This window comes from Methanosphaera sp. BMS (assembly GCF_003268005.1).
Lineage (GTDB): Archaea > Methanobacteriota > Methanobacteria > Methanobacteriales > Methanobacteriaceae > Methanosphaera.
Map to the genome: position 1 here is coordinate 809,539 of NZ_CP014213.1, position 21,038 is coordinate 830,576.

General features: G+C 32.4%; 25 protein-coding genes. 10 read left to right on the plus strand and 15 right to left on the minus strand.

All coding sequences use genetic code 11. The annotated features are described in order from the left end of the window. Positions 1-133: 133 nt before the first annotated feature. The 8 genes from AW729_RS02870 (at position 134) to AW729_RS02905 (ending at position 6,011) form a co-directional block, all read left to right on the plus strand. Entirely contained in the window at positions 134-943 is an 810-nt protein-coding gene (locus AW729_RS02870; RefSeq protein WP_112123679.1) for a protein-ADP-ribose hydrolase, read from the plus strand. After that, complete coding sequence (locus AW729_RS02875; RefSeq protein WP_112123680.1) at positions 915-1,823, plus strand: Sir2 family NAD-dependent protein deacetylase; 909 nt, start codon at positions 915-917, stop codon at positions 1,821-1,823. Before AW729_RS02870 ends, AW729_RS02875 begins: the two co-directional genes overlap by 29 nt. 86 nt (positions 1,824-1,909) lie before the next feature. Continuing rightward, on the plus strand, positions 1,910-2,449 hold the full coding sequence (locus tag AW729_RS02880) for a glutathione peroxidase (protein WP_112123681.1): 540 nt from the start codon (positions 1,910-1,912) through the stop codon (positions 2,447-2,449). 351 nt (positions 2,450-2,800) lie between these two features. Beyond that, complete coding sequence (locus tag AW729_RS02885; RefSeq protein ID WP_112123682.1) at positions 2,801-3,346, plus strand: glutathione peroxidase; 546 nt, start codon at positions 2,801-2,803, stop codon at positions 3,344-3,346. After that, positions 3,315-3,761 carry a flavodoxin gene (locus AW729_RS02890; RefSeq protein WP_204355193.1) on the plus strand — a complete coding sequence of 149 codons (447 nt, stop codon included), beginning with the start codon at positions 3,315-3,317 and terminating at the stop codon, positions 3,759-3,761. The genes AW729_RS02885 and AW729_RS02890 overlap by 32 nt, the downstream gene beginning before the upstream one ends. A gap of 4 nt (positions 3,762-3,765) precedes the next feature. After that, positions 3,766-4,605, plus strand: coding sequence for a class II glutamine amidotransferase (locus tag AW729_RS02895; protein WP_112123683.1), 840 nt, complete (start codon positions 3,766-3,768; stop codon positions 4,603-4,605). A gap of 72 nt (positions 4,606-4,677) precedes the next feature. Next, complete coding sequence (locus AW729_RS02900; RefSeq protein WP_112123684.1) at positions 4,678-5,496, plus strand: potassium channel family protein; 819 nt, start codon at positions 4,678-4,680, stop codon at positions 5,494-5,496. A 2-nt stretch (positions 5,497-5,498) separates the two neighbouring features. Then, on the plus strand, positions 5,499-6,011 hold the full coding sequence (locus tag AW729_RS02905; protein WP_112123685.1) for a hypothetical protein: 513 nt from the start codon (positions 5,499-5,501) through the stop codon (positions 6,009-6,011). Positions 6,012-6,039: 28 nt separating this feature from the next. Here AW729_RS02905 and AW729_RS02910 read toward each other — a convergent pair whose 3' ends face one another. The 5 genes from AW729_RS02910 to AW729_RS02930 all read right to left on the minus strand — a co-directional run bounded on the left by AW729_RS02910 (position 6,040) and on the right by AW729_RS02930 (position 11,525). Next, the gene (locus tag AW729_RS02910) at positions 6,040-7,542 is read right to left on the minus strand and encodes a TrkH family potassium uptake protein (protein WP_162685751.1); all 1,503 of its coding nucleotides are present in this window, start codon (positions 7,540-7,542) and stop codon (positions 6,040-6,042) included. Positions 7,543-7,774: 232 nt separating this feature from the next. Further along, on the minus strand, positions 7,775-8,203 hold the full coding sequence (locus AW729_RS02915) for a DUF5518 domain-containing protein (RefSeq protein WP_112123687.1): 429 nt from the start codon (positions 8,201-8,203) through the stop codon (positions 7,775-7,777). 55 nt (positions 8,204-8,258) lie between these two features. Further along, positions 8,259-8,702 carry a hypothetical protein gene (locus AW729_RS02920; RefSeq protein ID WP_112123688.1) on the minus strand — a complete coding sequence of 148 codons (444 nt, stop codon included), beginning with the start codon at positions 8,700-8,702 and terminating at the stop codon, positions 8,259-8,261. Between the two features lie 314 nt (positions 8,703-9,016). Then, positions 9,017-11,128: a heavy metal translocating P-type ATPase gene (locus AW729_RS02925; RefSeq protein WP_112123689.1), complete on the minus strand. Its 2,112-nt coding sequence runs from the start codon at positions 11,126-11,128 to the stop codon at positions 9,017-9,019. Positions 11,129-11,183: 55 nt separating this feature from the next. Beyond that, positions 11,184-11,525 carry a hypothetical protein gene (locus AW729_RS02930; protein ID WP_112123690.1) on the minus strand — a complete coding sequence of 114 codons (342 nt, stop codon included), beginning with the start codon at positions 11,523-11,525 and terminating at the stop codon, positions 11,184-11,186. Positions 11,526-11,875: 350 nt separating this feature from the next. Here AW729_RS02930 and AW729_RS02935 point away from each other — a divergent pair, with 350 nt between their 5' ends. Next, positions 11,876-12,256, plus strand: coding sequence for a hypothetical protein (locus AW729_RS02935; protein WP_112123691.1), 381 nt, complete (start codon positions 11,876-11,878; stop codon positions 12,254-12,256). Here the strand turns inward: AW729_RS02935 and AW729_RS02940 are convergent. The 5 genes from AW729_RS02940 to AW729_RS02955 form a co-directional block, all read right to left on the minus strand. Continuing rightward, positions 12,249-12,800 (minus strand): hypothetical protein, encoded by a 552-nt coding sequence (locus AW729_RS02940; protein WP_112123692.1) that lies wholly within the window; start codon positions 12,798-12,800, stop codon positions 12,249-12,251. The two genes, AW729_RS02935 and AW729_RS02940, sit on opposite strands and share 8 nt — an antisense overlap. Positions 12,801-12,999: 199 nt before the next feature. After that, positions 13,000-13,131 (minus strand): hypothetical protein, encoded by a 132-nt coding sequence (locus tag AW729_RS11640; protein ID WP_257791410.1) that lies wholly within the window; start codon positions 13,129-13,131, stop codon positions 13,000-13,002. A 694-nt stretch (positions 13,132-13,825) separates the two neighbouring features. Further along, positions 13,826-15,799 (minus strand): right-handed parallel beta-helix repeat-containing protein, encoded by a 1,974-nt coding sequence (locus tag AW729_RS02945; RefSeq protein ID WP_112123693.1) that lies wholly within the window; start codon positions 15,797-15,799, stop codon positions 13,826-13,828. Beyond that, positions 15,778-16,506 (minus strand): hypothetical protein, encoded by a 729-nt coding sequence (locus tag AW729_RS02950; protein WP_112123694.1) that lies wholly within the window; start codon positions 16,504-16,506, stop codon positions 15,778-15,780. Before AW729_RS02950 ends, AW729_RS02945 begins: the two co-directional genes overlap by 22 nt. Positions 16,507-16,614: 108 nt before the next feature. Further along, the gene (locus tag AW729_RS02955) at positions 16,615-17,355 is read right to left on the minus strand and encodes a hypothetical protein (RefSeq protein WP_112123695.1); all 741 of its coding nucleotides are present in this window, start codon (positions 17,353-17,355) and stop codon (positions 16,615-16,617) included. A gap of 116 nt (positions 17,356-17,471) precedes the next feature. Between AW729_RS02955 and AW729_RS02960 the strand changes: the two genes are divergently transcribed. Beyond that, on the plus strand, positions 17,472-17,786 hold the full coding sequence (locus AW729_RS02960) for a hypothetical protein (RefSeq protein ID WP_112123696.1): 315 nt from the start codon (positions 17,472-17,474) through the stop codon (positions 17,784-17,786). A gap of 3 nt (positions 17,787-17,789) precedes the next feature. Here the strand turns inward: AW729_RS02960 and AW729_RS02965 are convergent, their stop codons facing one another. The 5 genes from AW729_RS02965 to AW729_RS02985 form a co-directional block, all read right to left on the minus strand. Continuing rightward, a complete protein-coding gene (locus tag AW729_RS02965; protein WP_112123697.1) occupies positions 17,790-18,398 on the minus strand; it encodes a GNAT family N-acetyltransferase in 609 nt (202 codons plus the stop codon). A gap of 59 nt (positions 18,399-18,457) precedes the next feature. Further along, positions 18,458-18,709: a zinc ribbon domain-containing protein gene (locus tag AW729_RS02970; RefSeq protein ID WP_204355204.1), complete on the minus strand. Its 252-nt coding sequence runs from the start codon at positions 18,707-18,709 to the stop codon at positions 18,458-18,460. Positions 18,710-19,008: 299 nt separating this feature from the next. Then, a complete protein-coding gene (locus AW729_RS02975; protein WP_112123698.1) occupies positions 19,009-19,779 on the minus strand; it encodes an EFR1 family ferrodoxin in 771 nt (256 codons plus the stop codon). Positions 19,780-19,824: 45 nt separating this feature from the next. Then, the gene (locus tag AW729_RS02980; RefSeq protein WP_112123699.1) at positions 19,825-20,310 is read right to left on the minus strand and encodes a hypothetical protein; all 486 of its coding nucleotides are present in this window, start codon (positions 20,308-20,310) and stop codon (positions 19,825-19,827) included. Between the two features lie 141 nt (positions 20,311-20,451). Then, positions 20,452-20,994, minus strand: coding sequence for a flavodoxin domain-containing protein (locus AW729_RS02985; protein WP_112123700.1), 543 nt, complete (start codon positions 20,992-20,994; stop codon positions 20,452-20,454). Between the last annotated feature and the right edge of the window lie 44 nt (positions 20,995-21,038).

The window sequence follows — 21,038 nt, forward strand, 5'->3', positions numbered from 1 at the left end:
TTTACATTTATATTTTTTTAGTTACTAATCGGTTACTTAAAATGTTAATTAGTATGTTTAAAATAAATATACATATCCGAAAGTTGTAAAAATTAGGATAGTTAATTATATTGCTGATTATGGGGAAATTAACATGGAAAAACTGGATTACCTGATAAAATACCTGGCGGATGAGAATACGCGAATTAATGTGGAATCCCATCCGTCAACGACACTTGAAAAACAAAGACTATACCATGCACTTGTAAACGTAAGACCTGCAAACAAGATAAGCGACAAGTATCTTGAAAGTGAAGATGAATACCTGCAGTATCTGCTTTCAACAAAAGGCGTTACAAAAATGGATGACATACAAACGTTGGATGAAACCTATCCAGATACGAAGATTAGAAATTCGGATAAAATGGCCCTATGGAGGGGAGACATTACTACACTGGAAATTGATGCTATAGTTAATGCCGCCAATTCACAGGGATTGGGATGTTTCATGCCACTGCATAAATGCATAGACAATCAAATTAACACATATGCGGGTATAAGATTAAGACTAGAATGTAATGAATATATGAAAACAATCAACTATCATTTGGATACGGGTAAGGCATTTATCACCGGGGCTTATAACCTGCCATCAGATTATGTGATACATACGGTTGGCCCGATTATCTCGACTAATGTTACCGATGATGATGAAAAACTGTTATGCGACTGCTATGTTAACTCACTGGAGTTATCTAGAAAGCATGACATAAAAAACTTGGCATTCTGCTCTATCTCAACGGGTGAGTTTGGATATCCTAAAACGGATGCATGTAGAAGTGTCCTGAAATGTGTTGATGATTACCTTGATAAACATTATGATGACTTTGACAGGATAGTATTTGACGTATTTGACCAGGAGGACGTGATGATATATGAAAGATACATCAGAGAATATAGGTAGATTGAAGGAGGTATTTGACAATACAGATAATATCCTAATAGGTGCAGGTGCAGGTCTTTCAACTGCAAGCGGCATAGAATATAGTGGGAGGAGATTTGAGGATAACTTCAGGGACTTTATTAAAAAGTATGACTTTACCGACATGTACACCTCAGGCTTTTATCCCTTTGAGACCGAGGAGGAAAAATGGGCATACTGGTCAAAGCACATATACCTGAATAATGTTGGCATGTCTGCAACCCCTCTTTATGAAAAGATTCATGAATTGGTAAAGGACAAGAACTACTTTGTTATTACCACCAATGTCGATGATCAGTTTTACAAGGCATCCTTCGATAGTGCCCGTATTTTCAGGATGCAAGGAAGCTACAGGTATATTCAATGTCAGAAGGCATGTCATGATAAGCTTTATGACAACACTCAACTTGTCAAAGAGATGATTGACAGCATTGATGATGATTTGAGGATAGCATCAGAGCTGGTTCCTAAGTGTCCCGTATGCGGTGGTCCTATGGATACCAATCTTCGCAAGGATAACTATTTTGTAGAGGATGAATATTGGCATGCACAAAAGGATGCATATGTGAATTATCTTAATAGCGTTAAAAATGAGAATACATTGCTATTGGAGTTTGGCGTTGGATTTAACACTCCGTCAATCATAAGATTTCCGTTTGAGGAAATGGCTTTCAATAACGATAAATGGACATTGGCCCGTATCAACAAGGACCACCTGGAGCTGATGGTTAAGCTCAAGTATAACTATAAGTTGTTGACGGTTGAAGATTTGGATGAAATGGGATTGAAGAGCATTTTTCTTGACAGGTACATTCCATTGAATGATGATGTTGAACTTGTTATAGATGAATTGTTAAAGTAGTTATTGTTTAATTATTCAAGTCATAAGTATAAAAAAAGTATATTTATATGATAATATAATAGTATAAAATTATTGAAGTGATAATTATGACAATTTATGATTTTGAAGTTAAGGATGCAGATGGCAACACTGTATCATTAAGTGAATATAAGGATAAGGTACTGTTAATAGTAAACTCAGCAACCAAATGTGGATTTACCCCACAATATAACCAACTGACAGATATTTACAATGAATTCAAGGATGACGGATTTGTAATACTTGACTTTCCATGTAACCAATTTGGAAAGCAGGCACCCGGTACGTCAACTGAAATCAAGGAGACCTGCAGGTTAAAGTTCATGGTGGAATATCCTATCTTTGATAAGATAGACGTTAACGGTGAAAACGAAGATCCGTTATATACATATCTGAAACAGCAACAACCGTTTACTGAAATTACAGGTAAGGGTGCTGGTAAGCTTAAGTTGGTTGTCAAGGCAACTGACTGGAATTACAAGAACAACAATGACATCAAATGGAATTTCACCAAGTTTTTGGTTGACCGTGACGGAAATGTCGTTAGACGCTTTGAACCAACTGAAGACTTGGATGAGGTTAAGGCTGCTGTCAAAGAGTTATTATAGCCTGATACTCTTTGCATATGTAAAAAATCATGTGGATGACATGAACAAAAATGGTTAAAATACTTAAAAAATATTTACCACATGTATATCATTAGATAGGAATAATTAACTTTGACATGTAAGTTTATTTTAATGATATAAATCAACAATTAAAAGTTATAGTTATTCATTAACATAAATAATAATAAAGGATAAATTCATTTATTATTGTGGATAAGTCCACGGCATTAATTGTTCGGATTATACTCACCTCCCCCCATTTTCACATATTTCTTTTTTCCAGAGAATTAAATGATAATGCTTTAATATTTTAAAAATCAATTTAAATATATAGAATATCGAGGTTAAGAAATGAGCATTTATGATTTTGAAGTTAAGGATGCAGATGGCAACACTGTATCATTAAGCGAATATAAAGATAAAGTACTGTTAATAGTAAACTCAGCAACCGAATGTGGATTTACCCCACAATATAACCAACTGACCGAAATTTACAATGAATTCAAGGATGACGGATTTGTAATACTTGACTTTCCATGCAACCAATTTGGAAAGCAGGCACCCGGTACAGCTACCGAAATCAAGGAAGCCTGCAGGATAAACTTCCTCGTGGAATATCCAATCTTCGACAAGATAGACGTAAACGGTGAAAATGAAAATCCGCTATACACATACCTAAAACGTGAGAAGACATTTGAAGGATTCGATGAAGATCATGAACTCACCGAAATAATAAAGGATGTTGTTGCCAAGATAGATGCCGACTATGAAAACAACGGCGACATCAAGTGGAACTTCACGAAATTCCTTGTTGACAGGGATGGAGAAGTTGTTGAAAGATTTGAGCCAACAAAGGATTTGAACATTGTCAGAGAAAAAATTAAAGAGTTATTATAATGAAATATGCTATACGATACTATACAAAGACTGGCAATACAAAAATTCTGCAGATGCAATATCCGAAGTGCTGAATGTCGAGTCAAATGATTTATCAGTACCTTTAGATGAGAATGTTGATGTCCTGTTTCTGGGTACCAGCATCTACGGTTCAAGTATTGATCCTGCCGTCATTAAATTCTTTGACAACTTGAATGTAGATGTTAAGAAAATCATATCATTCGGAACGTCCGGTACCATGCAGTCATCATATGGACAAATATCCAATTTATGTCATGTGCATGATATCAAACTTGATGAAAAAGAGTTTCACGCTCCGGGTGCATTTGTAGGAATGAATGCTGACAGACCAAATAAAGATGACGTCAAAGCCATTAAGGAATTTGTTAAAAAAGTAACTGATAGAGGAAATTGATGCTATGTGTGAATTGTTTGCATTGAATGCTAGTTGTGATGTTGATATAACCGATTATTTGAAAGTCTTTTATAGCCACTGCGATAAACATCCAAACGGTTGGGGTTTATCATATCTTAAAAAGGACAATACGGTTTTTCATAAAGAGGCCGTGAAGGCAAGTGAAAGTACATTATTAAATGACATTTTATCCAATAGGATAATCACCAATAATCTATTGGCACATATCAGACTTGCAACTATAGGTGATATGACTGTATGTAACTGTCATCCGTTCAAGTTGACCGATAACAACAATAGACGATGGACTCTTATTCATAATGGAACAATATTCAACTATCCAGCACTGGATAAGTATGAGGATATTCAAATGGGAAATACCGACTCCGAAAGAATACTCCATCACATGGTAGACTGTGTAAATGAGAACGAAAAATATGAAAAACTGGACGATGACGCCTTATGTGAATTGATAAATGACGTCATCTGTCGATTGTCCCGGGACAACAAGCTTAATCTGATATTATCCAATGGCCAAATGACATTCCTTCACAGCAACTGTGAAAAGTCTCTGTATTATCTTGAAAAGGATGATTACATCATCGTATCCACATTGGCCTTAAGCAGTGAATATTGGATTGAAGTAGACCTTAACACGGTCTATGCCATTAGGGATGCACAGATAATCTACAAGGGACAGGCCCATGAGAACAAATATGTCATCAGTGAGGATGACATCGAGTTTATACTGGATAATCTGAGTGATGATGCCATGTGCAAGCTCCTGGATTCATATGGAAGTGTTGAAAATATCAAAAGACAGCTATCAAACAAGGACAAATAAGTTATCCGGACAAAATGTGTTATAACTATCGGCAATAAAGAGTAAGATATGAACAGATAGGGGATGTATTAAATGTTGGACAGACTATCAGAAAACGATAAATTAGTAATAATAGAATTCAAGAATTTCATTTTATTATTAATGGTAATAATTGATTTTCTATTTATTGGTATTGTACTGTTTAATCCGGCAAATAGTTATAACACGTCTTTTTTCATAAATTATGACATAGTTGTCTGTTTTTTATTATTCATGAATTTAATTTATGAATATTTTACATCCAAAGAGCAGTTACTTCCATTTATCTATCAACATAAGATGGATATACTGGCATTAATACCATTTAATTACATATATCTCAGATTCTTTTCAGCATATGGAACATTCAAATTAGTTCAAATTCTCAACATATTTAAAATTGGCAGTGTGAGAGAAAATTATACCGGTTCATTTAAATATTTTGTACATCATAGATTGCTTAAGGTTATATCATTATTATTGATATGCTATTTGTTAATGACATCAATAATATTATATCAAGTTGATCCATCAGTTACAACATTATTCAACAGTTTCTGGTATAATATTGCAACAATATCCAGTGTTGGCTATGGAGATATAACACCCATTAGCATAACCGGAAAAATCATTGGCATATTTACAATTATTATGGGAATAATGTTTGTTAGTGTATTTACCGCTGCCATGTCTTCAATTTATATGGAAAAGAATGAAGATGAAACTTTTAGAAAAATTAAAGAAGAGGTTGACGGAATAGAAAGTCAAATGGATGACTTATCAGTTAAGGTTAATAAATTGGAAGATGACATTAGCCTATTGAATGATAAGATGGATATCTTAATAGATAAAATGGATGATAAAGAGGAATGATTATGAAACCCGAAGAAGTTATTAGAATGGAACAGGAAGATGATGATGAGGAATTTGTGGGATTGAATGTTGACAGTGAACTCTTGGAGTTGGTTCCCAAATTATTCAAGACCGAACCGGAAGTTGAAGTGTTTTATGATGGATTTCTGGAAAGAATTCAAACGGACAAGAAGTTAAGAAAACATCAGGATAATCGTAAACGTATGAACAAGGCATTTCTGGATGAATTGCTTAAATATTTTGATTTGGATACGATTAATGACGTTTTAAACAACAAGTCAAAAAATGATGATGTGGAACTGGCAAGCGGTGCCGATGAGAAGGAAGTTGACAGAATTCTTAGAAAAACCTTCAAAAACAAGATGGAATTCAGGATGTTTATAACATACATCAGCCAGTTTATGATGGAAAATAATGATACGCCAGTCGAGGCAGCAGCCAAGAGTATGCGTAGACTTGGCAAAAGTGATAATGATACGCTGGCCATTACCAGCATTATCGATAAGATTTTTTAAAAAAAAAAAGAAGTTTAATGAATAGTTATTATTCATTTTTACTTTCCACTTTACTTTGTAGCATGTAAAACATGTATACGATTGAAAGTAACAATGGCCATACGCCAATCCTGCCCGCCCAGAAATCTATAATCAGTACTATTTTTACCACCAACGGAAGTGATGGTGATATGAATGACGGTCCTACACCGGTATTTCCAATTGATGCGGCCACTATAGTAAATGATATCTCCAAATTCTTACAGAACATCAAGACTATCAGCGTACTTACTATAAATAATAGTACATATGCTATTATGTATACAAGTATTGTTCTTATGGTATCCTTTGATATTTCACGTTTTTTCTGGTCATGATATATTTTTCTTTTTATAACCGTATTTGTCGGTAGAAACATCTGCTGTGTTTCCCACCATATCGCCTTGAACATGACCACTACATTATATATCTTTATTCCACCTGCAGTGGAACATACGGCTCCTCCACATAGCATCAACAGTACAAGTATGTAATAGCTAAATGGTGTCCATATATTTATGTCGGTTGACAGAAATCCGGTGGACGTCAGAATTGACACTACCTGGAATAGTGAGTGTCTGAATATCAGTATGGCATCCTGACCATATAAACCGTTGATGTATAGACTTATGAATATGAGTGCCGTTGCTATTATGATAATGGCAAACATTGCCCTTATTTCAACATCCTTGTGTAGCTTTCTCCAGTTTCCCTTCATAATTCTATAGTGTACTATGAAGTTTGTAGCACCCATTATCATTACCACGATCGTGATTAGTTGGATTACTGGATTTGTGAAGTTGTTTATGTGTTCGGGATGAATCGAATAACCGCCGGTAGCTATACCTACAAATGAGTAGCATATGGAATCGAAGATATCCAATCCTCCAAGTATGTACATGCTTATTGCAAGTGCGGTTAATATTAGATATACCTTGATAAATATTGTGGATGTATGTTTGATGTTTGGCGTCATCTGTTCTGTTTTACCCTCTGCAAAGTACAGTCGTTTAAGGCTTACGGATGATGGCACTATAACCAAGAGCAGGAATATGATTCCCAAACCGCCAAACCATTGTATTAGACATCTCCATATAGATATTGAATATGGGAAGGTGTATACGTCATACATCGAAAAGCCTGTAGTTGTAATACCGCTCATGCCTTCAAAAAATGCGTCAATAAATGATAAGTCGCCTGATATGAAATATGGCAGTGATGCAAACAGGGAGGTAAAACCCCAAATGCTCATAACAAATATTAATGATCCCTTGAGTGATAGATTTGTAATGCTTTTTGTATTGAAAAAGACATATAAAACTAGACCTACCGCTATATTAATGATGGCAGATAATATGAATGAATGGAAATATATGTCCGGATCATTATATATGTAGGCACATATAATAGGAATTATCATCAATAAACCCAGCACTATTGAAACATAACCGGTATAATGACCGATAGTTTTTAGTTCGGCCGGTTTTATCTTATTTATTGTAAAAGTATTCATGTGCAAAAATCCCATTATTATACACTAATATTCTATATTAACTTATATATATATAAATTTTAATATTTTTTCCATTTAATATTTAAGGAATGTATGAATAATATTAGCACGGTTTTGTGAAAATTCGTTAAAGTTATGAAAAAACAGGATATTAATTGTATTTTTTATTGAATCTGGAGGATAGGTTATGATTATTTTAAAAATAAAAAATATAAAAAAATAGGTGGTTGGATTATTTATCTGTGTTTTCCTTTTTTATTACAGAGAATATGTCCCTAAATGTAGATCCTATACTTCCACCAATGCTTCCAAGTATCAAACCGCCGAATAGTATTATTGTAACCATCAATAGTATTGATAGGCTGGTTGCCATGTCTCCGGTAGTTAGGATTGAATTGAACTTTGGAATGTAATAGAATAAGAACATTACGCCAAAGAATATTGTAAACAGTATGCTTGCTGCTATGGCACGTAATGTCTTATGATTAACAGAACGTTTTTTTGATGGATTGTATATGAATGCTGCTATCATTGAGGAGAATAATACTGCTATTATCGTACCTGTTATTGGATAGCCTATGAATCTACATACTAATAGGATTAGACTAGCTACAAATAATCCAATCGATATAGATGTTAAATAGTCAAATTCTAAATTCATATAAATCTATAAATAGATATATTCATTTAAATATAAATAATTTTTTTTAAAAAGTCTAAATGCTATCTTGGGTAATTTTTGTGTATATCCCATTATCCATGATTTTTAATGATTCATTTTCCGTTGTGATGTATACTTCATTTTTCAATTGATCTTCTACATAGTATATCTTGTTAAATATTTTTAGAATTATGGTATGTTTTGAAATCATTTGTTCCAGGATATCGGTAGGTAGTTTGATTTTATCGTCTATTATCATTAAATCAACTTCGGGGATAAATGATAGAAGAGTTTTTTCATCCGTGTTACTGTTATTGTCCATCATTACTAACTCGTTCTCGGTATTTCTGGTTATTAGAAAACTGTCATCAAATACTTTATCCAGGTTTATAAGATTATCTTTAATATCATCCATGTAAATATATTCTATAGATTCTTTATTGTCCATTTTATCTATTTGTTTGAATATTGGGTCCATATTTTTATCACTTTTTTCCATATTTTCATCTCCTAAAATATTTTAATAAAAAAATGCAGGTAAAATATTTTTTTAATTAATTAACCTACAATTAAATATATTATTAATACTTCTATATAAATTTTTATTTTCAATTAAATTTGATAAATGATACATAAAAATATATTTAAAGCTATTAAAACAAAATTTTTATATATGGATGATTATGCAAATAATAATAATTAATATAAATGTATTACTTATGAGTGGTTTTATTAAACTATAAAACAGAAAATAGAAAAGGTCAAATGAAAATAGAACAATTAAATATCAAAAAAATAAAGAAAAAAAGGAAATTAGGATGAATCCACTTTAGGAATATCAATGTAGTTCTTACTGGATGAACTATCATAACTAAGCAACATCGTACTACCGTTATGCAATACGGATGTTAAGGATGGAGGAATAATACCTATTATACCTAACGCCATGAATAGAGTGTTAAGAACAACAATATACCGATAGTTTCTGTTTATTAAATCCAACATTCTCTGACTTAATAACCTGATAGTTACCAAATCTTCCAAAGTAGGTCTAAGTAATGTGATATCGGCAACCTCTCTTGCCAAGTCGGATGAATCCTTCATGGCAACCGATACGTCAGCGGCAGATAATGCAGGTGAATCATTGATTCCATCTCCAACCATGATAACCTTCTTACCTGATGCCTTGATTTCCTCTACCACACTGGCCTTATCTTCAGGAAGAACCTGTGACCTGTAGTGATCAATACCCAATTCATTTGCAATGGTCTTGGCCGCATTTTCGGAATCTCCTGTAAGCATGATGATATCTTTGATACCTAATGATTTAAGTTCTTTGAGAACATCCTTAGCTTCCTCTCTTGGAGGGTCATCAATACATATGATACCTTCAAGGTTACCGTCTATTGCAAAGTAGATTACGGAGTATTTATCCATACTTTCCTGGATTAACTGTTTGTGCTCATCAGATATGGTAACTCCTTCATCTTCAATTACAAAGTGTCTGCTACCTAGAACAGTACGTTTACCGAATAATGTTGTTGCAATACCATGAGCTACAATATATTCTACTTCTGAGTGTAACTCTTCAGTGTGTGTAAGGTTTAATTCTTTAGCCTTATTCACAATAGCAGTAGCTACACTGTGAGGGAAGTGTTCTTCAAGACATGCTGCCTGACGTAATACCTCATCATCAGATAATTGGCCTAATGATACGTATTTGGCCACATGAGGTGAAGACTTGGTCAAGGTACCTGTCTTATCGAAGATTATCGTGTCAGCAGTTGCAAATGCTTCAAGATATCTTCCACCTTTAACTACAATTTCCCGTTCAGATGCTTCACGCATAGTTGATATTACCGTAACCGGCGTAGCCAACTTAATGGCACATGAATAATCCACAGTCAATGCAGCGGTTGCCTTAATAGGATCCCTTGTTAAAAGATAAGTAAGTGCCGTTACTCCGAAGTTCCATGGTACAATTGAGTCAGCCAATGATTCGGCCTTACTTTGTACACCTGCCTTTACCTCTTCGGATGATTCAATTAAATCTATGATTTGATTGATTCTGGTATCTTCATTTAATGCATCGACATTGATTGTTATATTACCGTCTTCAACAATCGTACCTGCAAATACTGCATTTCCTTCTTTTTTATTAACTGCTAAAGATTCACCGGTCATTGTAGCTTCATTTATTTCAGCCATTCCCTTGATTATGGTTCCATCAGCTGGAATGATAGTACCGGTACGTACAATTACATGATCGTTTTCTTTTAAATCTGTAAATGGTATTTGTATTTCTTCACCAGTTTCTGTTTCAACCCATACCTTGTTAATGTTTAGCATTAAACTTTTTTCAAGTGAATGTTTTGTCTTTTCTATTGTGTATTCTTCTAATATTTCGGATAATCCTAAGAGGAATACAATAGAACCTGCCGGTCCATACATACCCTGCGTTAATGTAACAAATATTGATGATGCATCCAATAAATCAACATCTAATCTTAAATGTCTTAAGCTATCCAATCCACTAGCCAAATAAGGGGCTGCTTCATATAAAATTCTTACTACACGAATTGGTAACGGCATGAAGAATTTGAAGAAGTACCTGGTAGCTATTTTTCTAAGAATCTTATTGATGTATCTGTTGTTTGTTTCATTAACCAGTTCATCATTTGTAGGTTCTGCTTCTTTAATATCTCTACGAGTTATATCAGCTAATGTTTTAAGTATGCATTTTTTATTACCAGTATATTTAATGTATATACTACCATTTATAGATGAAACTTTAACAGTTTGGATATTATCCTTTTTTGATAAAAATTGGCTTAAACCATAGCTTTGTTCCTTGGAAATGACATTTTTTCCTAGACGAACACGCAATGTATCCAAGTTATTATCATAAACTATTTTAAATTTCATTTTTTTAATTCCATCTTTTTTTTTAAAAAAAAATATAAAGAAATATATTATAAAATTAATCTTTTACGAATTCTACATCATATTCTTCGTCTAATTCATCTTCATCTATTAAGTCTTCAGGACCGAATACTTCAATTTGCTGTTTTTCCTGAGCTTCAGCATGGATATCTTCAGCATCTTCTTTGATGTTTTCAATTGATTCCTCAATTGTATCTTTAAGATCTATCAATCCTGCTGTAGCGTTAACTGCAAAGTCATGTGCAGCATCCGTTTCTGAGATTTTTTTGATAGCGTAAGCAGCTACCATTCCACCAATGAAGTATTTTACTTCTGTTCTTCCTAAGAAACCTGTTATTCTACCTGTTATGTTACTTTCTGAGTCGTTATTAAATACCATATTTATCACCATATTAATGTTAATTTGATTCAATTATTTTTTATTAGAATATTTATTTCATTCTATAATATCAAATAAGTTTATTATACTATATAAATATGTTTCTTTTTAGGTATATGTAATAAATTTTTATGTAAACTTAAAAATAATTTAGGTTAAAATAAAAATAATCCCATATTCAACTATTTGTCCTTAATTTTTAAATTAAAGCCAGATAATTGAATATTTTTTTGAGATTTTTCCATACCTAATTAATAATATGTCATTGCTGGTTAATAAATTTAGGCATGACTAATTTCTTAAATTATTAAAATTATAAAATACAGAGTATAATCATAGAGGTATTAAAAATGAGCAAATGGAATTATGAAAGACTGGAAGAAATGACAAATACCGATAATGAATACATAAACATCAAATTGAACTATACATATATAGCAGATAATTATGAGGATATGCTGATAAAAACCTACACAGACGGTAACCTGACACCAACATTGTTTGATGATGTTGAATTGGCATATGACGGAAAAATATTAAAGGACATTCAATTGCCACAGATAAATGATGATGTAAAAAAGACAATAGATGAAAAGAAAAAAGCACGAAAAGTAGTGGAATTGAAACATTTTTCAAGAGATATGACGCACCAAGACTGGTTTAAACACCTTGAAGATGAAGTATGTGAGTTTCTGGAAAAATACCCCGAATTTGGTGACGTGATTATTTAAGATTGATAAAGCCCAGGAAAAATGGGATTTCCCGATTGGTATTGATTGCCTTAATGCACCTGTAGGTATCATATATTACATATATCTCCCATATCAATGCCATGTAGAGGATGTATGAGTTAAAGTCCACCAGGAAATCAGGAGTAATGGGTATAAACGAATTTATGACTAATGAAAGGATAAATTCCACTATCCCCCTTTTGGTCAAACCTGCATAGACATTGCCAATTCCAGTAATAAAGAAGGATAATAAGCATCCCAACAGAACACTCTTTTTTGATTGATTATTCAAGTTATCCTCTTCAAAGACACTTTGTACATTATCCAACAGATAATATCCCTCATCATAGGCATATGTGTTTTTTGGGATATCTTCTCTTTTTTCAACCGGATTATCATATCCGATATACATGCTATCATCATTATCTGGAGTATTTATATAATCGGCATCATTTTCATGAGATTGCCTTATCATATAATGACATCTTTTGCAGATACATGCATCCTCATCATTCTCAAATCCACAATTGTCACACTTTGACATTCAAACCACATTCTTTATAGATATTTATATTATGTTTAAAGTTTTTAATATCTTTTTAAAATTGAATATATTTGGTATTGGAAATTGATATGGATATCTGCATTTTTGAATTTGATTAAAAAGAGTGTGTATTCAAACATGCCAAAGTTGATTCGGATAAAAAAAAGAGTTAAGATAGAAAAAGTGTGTTGTATTGGGTTTAGTATATGTTATAGTATTCTTTTATAGAATTTTTATCGTTAACTCTGAATAAGGATACATTGTTTTCTTTTGTCTTATTCTTGATATTTTCTTTTATGCTGATTTTAATTATTCTGTTAGTGAACTCCATCTTTATCACCTAGTTTAAATTGATTATTTCATCATGAATATTTCCCTTGATATCAGCGTATGGTCGGTATTGAAACCAAGGCAAATACCGTTAATGGATTTTAATCTGATAGTGTTTCGTTATTGTTTATTAGTTTTTTTTATGTTCTAAACGTGGTACCTTCTTTTAATATTTTATGTTAAACATTTAATCACCTTATTAACATAGTCGATATATTAAGTCATGTTTCCTACTACTTCTTATGTATCCTTTTTAATATAAAGGGATTTGAAGGGCTCGTGAGAAGTATTGGGGGATATTGATAAGTAATCCAGGGGGTAATGATAAGTAATCCATGGGGTATTGATAAGTATTGTGTGGGGGGTCATGATAAGTACTCATTTTTTTAAATATAATTAATAATAACACCGCTGAGACATAATAATTTATGATGTTTTTGAAAATAAATCACAACATTTTCACTGGGAAAACAAGGGGGTTATGATAAGTAATATGTAGGGGGTCATGATAACTACCCCCATTTTTAATAAAAATAAGTGTAATTAGTAATAAAAGTGATTTTTAGAAAAAAATGAGAAAAAAATAGCAAAAAATAAATAATTTTTAAAATACGTAAAATACGAAACAAGAAGCCCTATAGCCATAAAAATAGCTAAATAATTTTTAAAAAATTTTAAAAAATAAAAGAGGGGATTTAATAATTTTTTACATTCACGGTTAAACGACTGTCAGTATAAGCATTACGTTGTCCGGTTACAAATTCCAGTTTATACTCGTTCTTTTTAAGAGTAAACAGTAACGTATAGTCAATATCTATAACTCCATTAGAAACTACAAATACTTGTGGCTTGTTGTTTTCGTTTTTAAGGGTGAGCGAATTGATTTTTATAACAATCGTATTGACACCGGATACATAATGACCGTAACTATCCACCAACTTACCTTTAACACGTAAGCTATTTGTTGTTAACTTAACGCTTGAAATGTTAAATTTAGGTGTTGTCTTTGTAATGTTGAAATATGTATCGTTTTCCAGTCTGTCAAAGTTCTTATTGGAATATACTGCTGTTACCTTAACCGGCTTAGCACTCCAACCATCAGGGATTGTAAATGTTACTGTAGCAGTATTGTCAGTGACATTAACGACAATTGCCTTATTGTTCTTGTCCTTTAGAGTTACACCATTGACCTTAAAGATCATGACTCCCTCATTGATTTTGTAATCTGAATTTATTCGTGCGGTAAACTTGACCTTTTCATCCATTTTAGCAGTTTTTTTATCACATGAAACTGTCAGGACAGATGATGTTTTGACTATGGTAAACTTCGTGGAGTTTCTACTTACGTTATAGTTATTCGGATTACCGCTATAGATAACTTCCAATGTATAGTCTTTTATGTTGAAATTCTTCGGCAACTGATAGTCCAATGTTACCGTTTTATTTCTTATATTGGATTTTATCAATCCGTTAGCATCAGTTAATGTTATTCCATTGATTTTATATATCACATAACCCTTATCAACAATTTTCTTATCCAAATCAGTTACATTGACATTGATCTTCAATATATCCCTATACTTAACTGTTTTATCCGTCTTGATTGATATCATCGTATTCTTGTATACAGATACGTTGCATGTTTTTACTTGTGAATTGAAACTTTTATCATTATCATTATATGATATTTTTATCTTGTTTTCATTAAGCAGCTGGGCTGAGTTCAGTTGTATGTTTGAAGCATTGTTTTTTATGGAAAACTTATAATCTTTACCGTTAACGTTCAATAATACATTACCTGTGTTTACTGTTGTATTGTATCTGTCACTTGCTTTGACATTTAATATAGTGTTAACTTCATCGACATAAGATAAGTTTTCCAGACTGCTGATGTTTAAGTCCAGGTAATTGCCATTGTATGTGTTATTGGATATTTTTGTTGTGGCATTGTTGAATATCAGCATGTCACGTTTATAGTCAGTATTGTTTATGAACTTGTTGTTTCTTATTTCCATCTTATGTTCAGCGTCATCATTTATCAAATCCTCATCTGATTTGATTACATATGCATCATTAGCCGTTACCCTATTTGATGTTACGTTATTGTTGTTGAATATGCATTCACCGGAGTTGTATATGACCGCACCGTCATCTGCGGTGTTGTTGTCGAAGTTGTTATTCATGACTTCAATTGTACATTCAGCACTGTTATATATACATCCACCTATACCTGCATTATTTTCTGTGAAGTTGTTGTCTTTTAAATTAATTTGTGCCCAATTAAATATTACTCCACCATAGTCGGCGGTATTATTATGGAAGTTGTTTTCAGTTATGTTAACATCAGCTAGTGATACAACCACCGCTCCCCATTGTGCCCTGCTGTTGGATATGTTATTTCGGGATATATTACAAATTGATGCTCCGTGATTTAACAGTACCCCTCCATATATTCGAGCCGTAGAGCATGTGATATTATTATTAACTACCGACAGATTACCTGTTCCATAGTTAAATATGCTGCCTGCAAAATTTGCACTGCTGCCGGTTATGGTGTTGTTTTCTATGGTGGTATTCGTATTACCATACAGATATAATGAACCTCCGTTAGTGGCTGTGCTGTTTTTTAACCGTGAATTTGTTATCCTTAATGTCCTGTGACTGGATATAACCCCCCACGACTTCCACCATTATTGTTTTCAAACGTACAATTGTCAATAGTTAAACTCTTATAATTATATATTACCCCACCTTCAGTCGCCGTATTGTTGATAAATGATGAGTTTACAATGGTTAAAAAGGCCCTGTTATATATTACAGCACCTAAACTGTCATTACAATTGATAACTTGAATATTGGATATGTTTATCCTGGAGAATTCATTCTGTGTTTTAATGAATGAATATTTATGAACGCCGTCAATTATCCTGTTATTTGCATTTATATTTAAAGTTCGTATATTATAATCAATATCTATTCTCTCGGTTATGGTGTATTTTTTATCTCCCTGTAATTCTATTGTTAAGTTGGAATAGCTATCATCCGTTAAAGCCGCGTGTAACTCACCATAATTATTTACTTTAATCGTCTTAGATTCTGTTTTAATATTCTTATCTTTCTTTGTTATATTGCTTGAAATATCCTTATCAATTATTTTATTAGCATCCGTATCAATACCATTGTCAGTATTACTATTATAATTAACACCCTTTTGAACATCAGAAATGTCACTGATTGAATTACCAGATTGCAAAATATCGGACATTGCTAAGTCATTAGCATTAAATTCAGTATCATTGCTAGCTGAAATAGCATTTAAGCTAATTAGAATCAATATTAATATTACAAGAAATATATTAATCTTCTTCTGATTCATCTTAATTCAACTTGAATATTTTATTATATATTATAATATATTGATTATTCAATTTATAAGTTATAATAAAAAAAATATTATAAAAAAAGAGTGTTTTGGGGTTAATTTTTAATCCTTAAATAGTTTCATGAATTCCTCGGCTGTTTTTTCACCCGTGTAATCGGCACTTTCATTGTGATTTCCCATATCGCTACTGGTACATATACCGACAATGTCATTGTCAATCATGTATTGGCCAGGATTATCAAGGCCGGGACCTGTTTCACTGCCAGGTACATATTCATATGCACTGCCTTCAGCACTAACCGGATCTGCCGAGTCATAAAACCATGCCAGTACCACATCATTACCGTTACTGCGTACAATTTTGCCCATATTATCATCACCATCGGATGCCAGTTCCCTTATTGTGGATGGATCCACACCATTGAATAGGTGAAATACAACTGCATTTGTTATATTATTCTCATATAGCTCATGGGTGTTCTGGCTCATTTCATTAGGTCCAATTTCAGCTTTAACCACGTTGAATCCATTTTTTCTTAGTTTGTTTACAATGGTATCTCTTATCTTTTCATCATCGGCATTGGCATGATCCATTGCAAAGTATATTGGCCTTGATTTATCCCATAGCTGACTGTCATTTGTGTCATTTCGATTGTTTTTCAATAGCTCTTCGATTGTTGTATTGTTGAAGTTTGTAGCCATGGTAATGTTGTTTTCATATAATGCCGTCATATTGGTAAATTCCTTATCATCATATGTGTATCCATCAGTATCCGTAGCCATTACAGTAGTTGAGGACACTATCATTATCACCAATAGCAATAACGTATTTTTCTTATTCATAACATAACCTCTATTATTAATAATCTTTATTGACAAAGATTAAAATAATTTATGATTATGATAGGTATTTTAGTTAAGATTGATAGATATAAATATAATACTTGGGGATTACAGCCATGGGATATAATGATATTATTAAAAATGAGAAGTTTTTGTTTCTTAAAAAATTATGGTTTATAATACTATTAATACTATTTTTTATCGTATTGTATGTTAATGACATAAACAGCATGTATCACGTTAACTTGAGTATTTTAACTGTTATACTTCCATATTTGACAGTACTGTCAATAGCATATTTGATATTGGAGATAGTATTAATATATTATAGTAAATCAAAAAGCGATGAGATAGTTAGTTTGAATCTTGATAATGAAAAATTTATAATTGAATGTTTCTTTATTTTAACATACTACCTGTTTTTCATGTAATTTTTAGATTTTTAAATGATTATCCCTTACTTCTTTTGTTTTTGGCGGGAAGTTCTCATCGAAATTGTCCAACTTTTCTTCATCCACCTTAAATATTGGATTATCAATGTACTTTGCATTTTCAAAGTTTATGGATTTATCATCAAATACGTTAATCATGAAAAATGGCGTGTCTTCTTCAATATCATTGAATTTGATATTGTATTTTGATGCATCTTCAAATCCAAATCTTTGATAATAGTTTTCATCACCAATTACAAATAGATATTTGATGCCCAACTCCTTGGCCTTATCAAGGGTGTAGCGTATTATCTTACTGCCATAGCCTTTTTTCTGGTAATCCGGATCAATGGCGACCGGTCCAAGTGTTACAACTTCAATGCTATTGTCATCATCCGCAATCAACTCATTTTTAGAATATGCTATGTGACCTATTATTTTATCATCCACTTCCAGCACATAATCAAGTTGTCTGACAAAGGATGAGTCAAATCTAAGATTATGTACTATGTAGTGTTCATGGCAGCCCGGACGGTATACATTCCAGAAAGCCTCCCTTATTAGATATTCAACTTCTTTAAAATCCGTTCTTTCTTCTGGCCTGATATTCATCTTTATTCCCCCGATAATCAAATAGTTTCAATAAAAAAAGGATTTAGAGGTGGGGAGTGTTATTCTTTTTTCCAGCGTTTAAGTTCTGGAATAACCTTATTTAACATTATCGTGACACTTTGTTCATCCATATCAGAGTGTTCAACTGTTAATGGTATGCACATTTCAATCATTTCTTCCATTGTACAATCGGATGTAAATTCACCATCCTGATAGCAGTATTTGCAGTATTCATCATTTAGGCTTCCGTCTTTATTTGTACCGTATAGCTCCTCTGTAATTGGCATTGCACATGATTGACAAAACTTCATATTTTCCATATTTTCCATATTTTCCATAATTATCACCTTAATATAGTATATATCATAATTATATAATAATATTAACTATGCATTAAATTGATACCGGATACTGCTTTTTGTCAGGTAGCAATTGTTACACAGCCAAAACTTTATATTCATTTTGTTATTTTTTATTTATCCATTCCAGTAGTAGATTATGCTTAGCAATAAAATGAGCAAATCATTGATAATCAATCCAAATAATCATCATTAAATAATTGATTAACCTATTACTTTATAATCACGAAAACTACTAATATATCATAGTACTAGTCAAACTCGGTTATGTTTGGATTAGTATATTGTCCATTGACCTTTGTCTTGTTTTTATATTCGATTGAAAATGTTGGACATCTATGTAAACATCTAAAGCATAGCAGACATTTATCTTTAACCCATACAACCTTTTTATCCTTGATTTCTATAGCATCAACGGGACAATCCTTTGAGCACAAACCGCACAATGTACATGAGTCATCCACGGTAAAATAGGATGTTTTTCTATCCAGATTATATGCAAACTGTGCAAATTTACTAAATAGTTTAGGTTTGGTTTTCTCGGTTAAATCCTCATTTTTAGCACTTGAAATGCTATCAATAATCATGTTTAACTTATTATCGGTATCCCGGGTAAATTCGGCTATGTTCTCCTCTTTTGTTAAATCAAACATCACCGTCCATGTATCCACCATCATTAATGTATACTTGGAGCTTAATCTAAATCCTTTATCTTTCAATAGATCATCGATTATGGCAATGGATGCTCCGGGACTTGTTCCATAAGTACTTACCGCATAGATAAAGAGATTATCATTGTCCGTTTTTATGTTCATGTTTGAAAGGTATTGCCTGACAAGTACCGGTAGTCCCCAGAAGTATGTTGGAGTTATAATACCCAATGATTCATCCTTTTTAAGTTCCAATGTATACTCCTTGTTCTTGTTTAAAGCTATCAGTGAGTGGATATTATCACCAGTTTCTTCGGATATTCTTTTTGCCACATATTTACAGTTACCCGTTGCAGAAAAGTATATAATCATTTATATCACACCATTGTTTATTTCATTAACGTTATTTAATGTTAATTATGCATCTTCAACTACAAGCATTTGATTGATTAATTCTTCATTGGGAGCAGTTATGGATACTGCCTTATTATCATATGCATAGGCAAACTGAGCAAAATCTTCTCCCCTGTTAATATATCCAGAGTAGCCCATCAACGTTTTCTCATCGGCACCCTCACATATCTTATGAAGCATCTTTGCATCCACGTCAAAATCATCATAATCAACTACGGATATTACTATTTCTTCACCAATTACATTCACATAGGTTTGCTGATTTAAAACATATCCCTTATCTCCCGTATTGTTTGATTGGTTTATAATTGTTTTAGAGTCATTTTTCATGTATCCATCGGGAATATTGAATTCTATCGATTCAATGGAAATACCCCTTTCAGGATCAGCACCACCCGTATAACCAATGTTTGATGCACTTACCAATCCAAGCAGGATAACCGTTAAAACAGTAAATATTGAAATAATTGATATTTTTTTAGAATCCATTTATCATCACTCCTTTAGTGAGAGCATTACTTTTTCTAGAATTTTAGATGTGCACATGTAACTGCACATTAAAGAATACTATTAGTATATTATTATTTCTTATATAAACTTTTATAATTTAAACATAGAAATTAATATAAATTAATCATAGGAACATCCTTTGATTTCATCAATTATAGGATTTAAAGAATTAAAATCTATGAAACTAACCTTTTTACCATAAGTTTCAATCATGGCTTTTACTTCTGCAGTTTTTTGATTCTCATTTAATCTTTTTGCCTTTCGGTATAATAATGCCATCATCGTCTTGTGTTTTAGTCCAAGACGGGAATAGTCTATTGCCCCCCTTAAAAAATATATATGAGCCTGATTATACACATCATCAGACAACTGTCCTTTTATATTCTTTCTTATTGTATGGGTATTGTTTTTATCACTCACATCTGCCAAGCCTACCGTTGCAATGATTATCCTTTTAGCAGAAACATCACTTATTTTACTGAATGTCTTTTTCATACCAAGTATGCCACCGGCATATAAGCCACCAAGATATATTATAGTATTATATGAATTTATATCATCTAATTTTTGATAGTCAACTGCCCTGATACCTGTTTTTTCAGATAATTCCATTGCATATTGCTTTGTTGAACCGTATTCTGATGCGTAAATTATTATCTTCATGAACATTTACTCCAAATGATTCATATATCACATTAAAAAACATG

Bases quoted from the DNA above. Each gene is read 5' to 3' on its own strand.
- AW729_RS02870 (WP_112123679.1), top strand. From the start codon at position 134: ATGGAAAAACTGGATTACCTGATAAAATACCTGGCGGATGAGAATACG.
- AW729_RS02875 (WP_112123680.1), top strand. From the start codon at position 915: ATGAAAGATACATCAGAGAATATAGGTAGATTGAAGGAGGTATTTGAC.
- AW729_RS02880 (WP_112123681.1), top strand. From the start codon at position 1,910: ATGACAATTTATGATTTTGAAGTTAAGGATGCAGATGGCAACACTGTA.
- AW729_RS02885 (WP_112123682.1), top strand. From the start codon at position 2,801: ATGAGCATTTATGATTTTGAAGTTAAGGATGCAGATGGCAACACTGTA.
- AW729_RS02895 (WP_112123683.1), top strand. From the start codon at position 3,766: ATGTGTGAATTGTTTGCATTGAATGCTAGTTGTGATGTTGATATAACC.
- AW729_RS02900 (WP_112123684.1), top strand. From the start codon at position 4,678: ATGTTGGACAGACTATCAGAAAACGATAAATTAGTAATAATAGAATTC.
- AW729_RS02905 (WP_112123685.1), top strand. From the start codon at position 5,499: ATGAAACCCGAAGAAGTTATTAGAATGGAACAGGAAGATGATGATGAG.
- AW729_RS02910 (WP_162685751.1), bottom strand. From the start codon at position 7,542: ATGAATACTTTTACAATAAATAAGATAAAACCGGCCGAACTAAAAACT.
- AW729_RS02915 (WP_112123687.1), bottom strand. From the start codon at position 8,203: ATGAATTTAGAATTTGACTATTTAACATCTATATCGATTGGATTATTT.
- AW729_RS02920 (WP_112123688.1), bottom strand. From the start codon at position 8,702: ATGGAAAAAAGTGATAAAAATATGGACCCAATATTCAAACAAATAGAT.
- AW729_RS02925 (WP_112123689.1), bottom strand. From the start codon at position 11,128: ATGAAATTTAAAATAGTTTATGATAATAACTTGGATACATTGCGTGTT.
- AW729_RS02930 (WP_112123690.1), bottom strand. From the start codon at position 11,525: ATGGTATTTAATAACGACTCAGAAAGTAACATAACAGGTAGAATAACA.
- AW729_RS02935 (WP_112123691.1), top strand. From the start codon at position 11,876: ATGAGCAAATGGAATTATGAAAGACTGGAAGAAATGACAAATACCGAT.
- AW729_RS02940 (WP_112123692.1), bottom strand. From the start codon at position 12,800: ATGTCAAAGTGTGACAATTGTGGATTTGAGAATGATGAGGATGCATGT.
- AW729_RS11640 (WP_257791410.1), bottom strand. From the start codon at position 13,131: ATGGAGTTCACTAACAGAATAATTAAAATCAGCATAAAAGAAAATATC.
- AW729_RS02950 (WP_112123694.1), bottom strand. From the start codon at position 16,506: ATGAATCAGAAGAAGATTAATATATTTCTTGTAATATTAATATTGATT.
- AW729_RS02955 (WP_112123695.1), bottom strand. From the start codon at position 17,355: ATGAATAAGAAAAATACGTTATTGCTATTGGTGATAATGATAGTGTCC.
- AW729_RS02960 (WP_112123696.1), top strand. From the start codon at position 17,472: ATGGGATATAATGATATTATTAAAAATGAGAAGTTTTTGTTTCTTAAA.
- AW729_RS02965 (WP_112123697.1), bottom strand. From the start codon at position 18,398: ATGAATATCAGGCCAGAAGAAAGAACGGATTTTAAAGAAGTTGAATAT.
- AW729_RS02970 (WP_204355204.1), bottom strand. From the start codon at position 18,709: ATGAAGTTTTGTCAATCATGTGCAATGCCAATTACAGAGGAGCTATAC.
- AW729_RS02975 (WP_112123698.1), bottom strand. From the start codon at position 19,779: ATGATTATATACTTTTCTGCAACGGGTAACTGTAAATATGTGGCAAAA.
- AW729_RS02980 (WP_112123699.1), bottom strand. From the start codon at position 20,310: ATGGATTCTAAAAAAATATCAATTATTTCAATATTTACTGTTTTAACG.
- AW729_RS02985 (WP_112123700.1), bottom strand. From the start codon at position 20,994: ATGAAGATAATAATTTACGCATCAGAATACGGTTCAACAAAGCAATAT.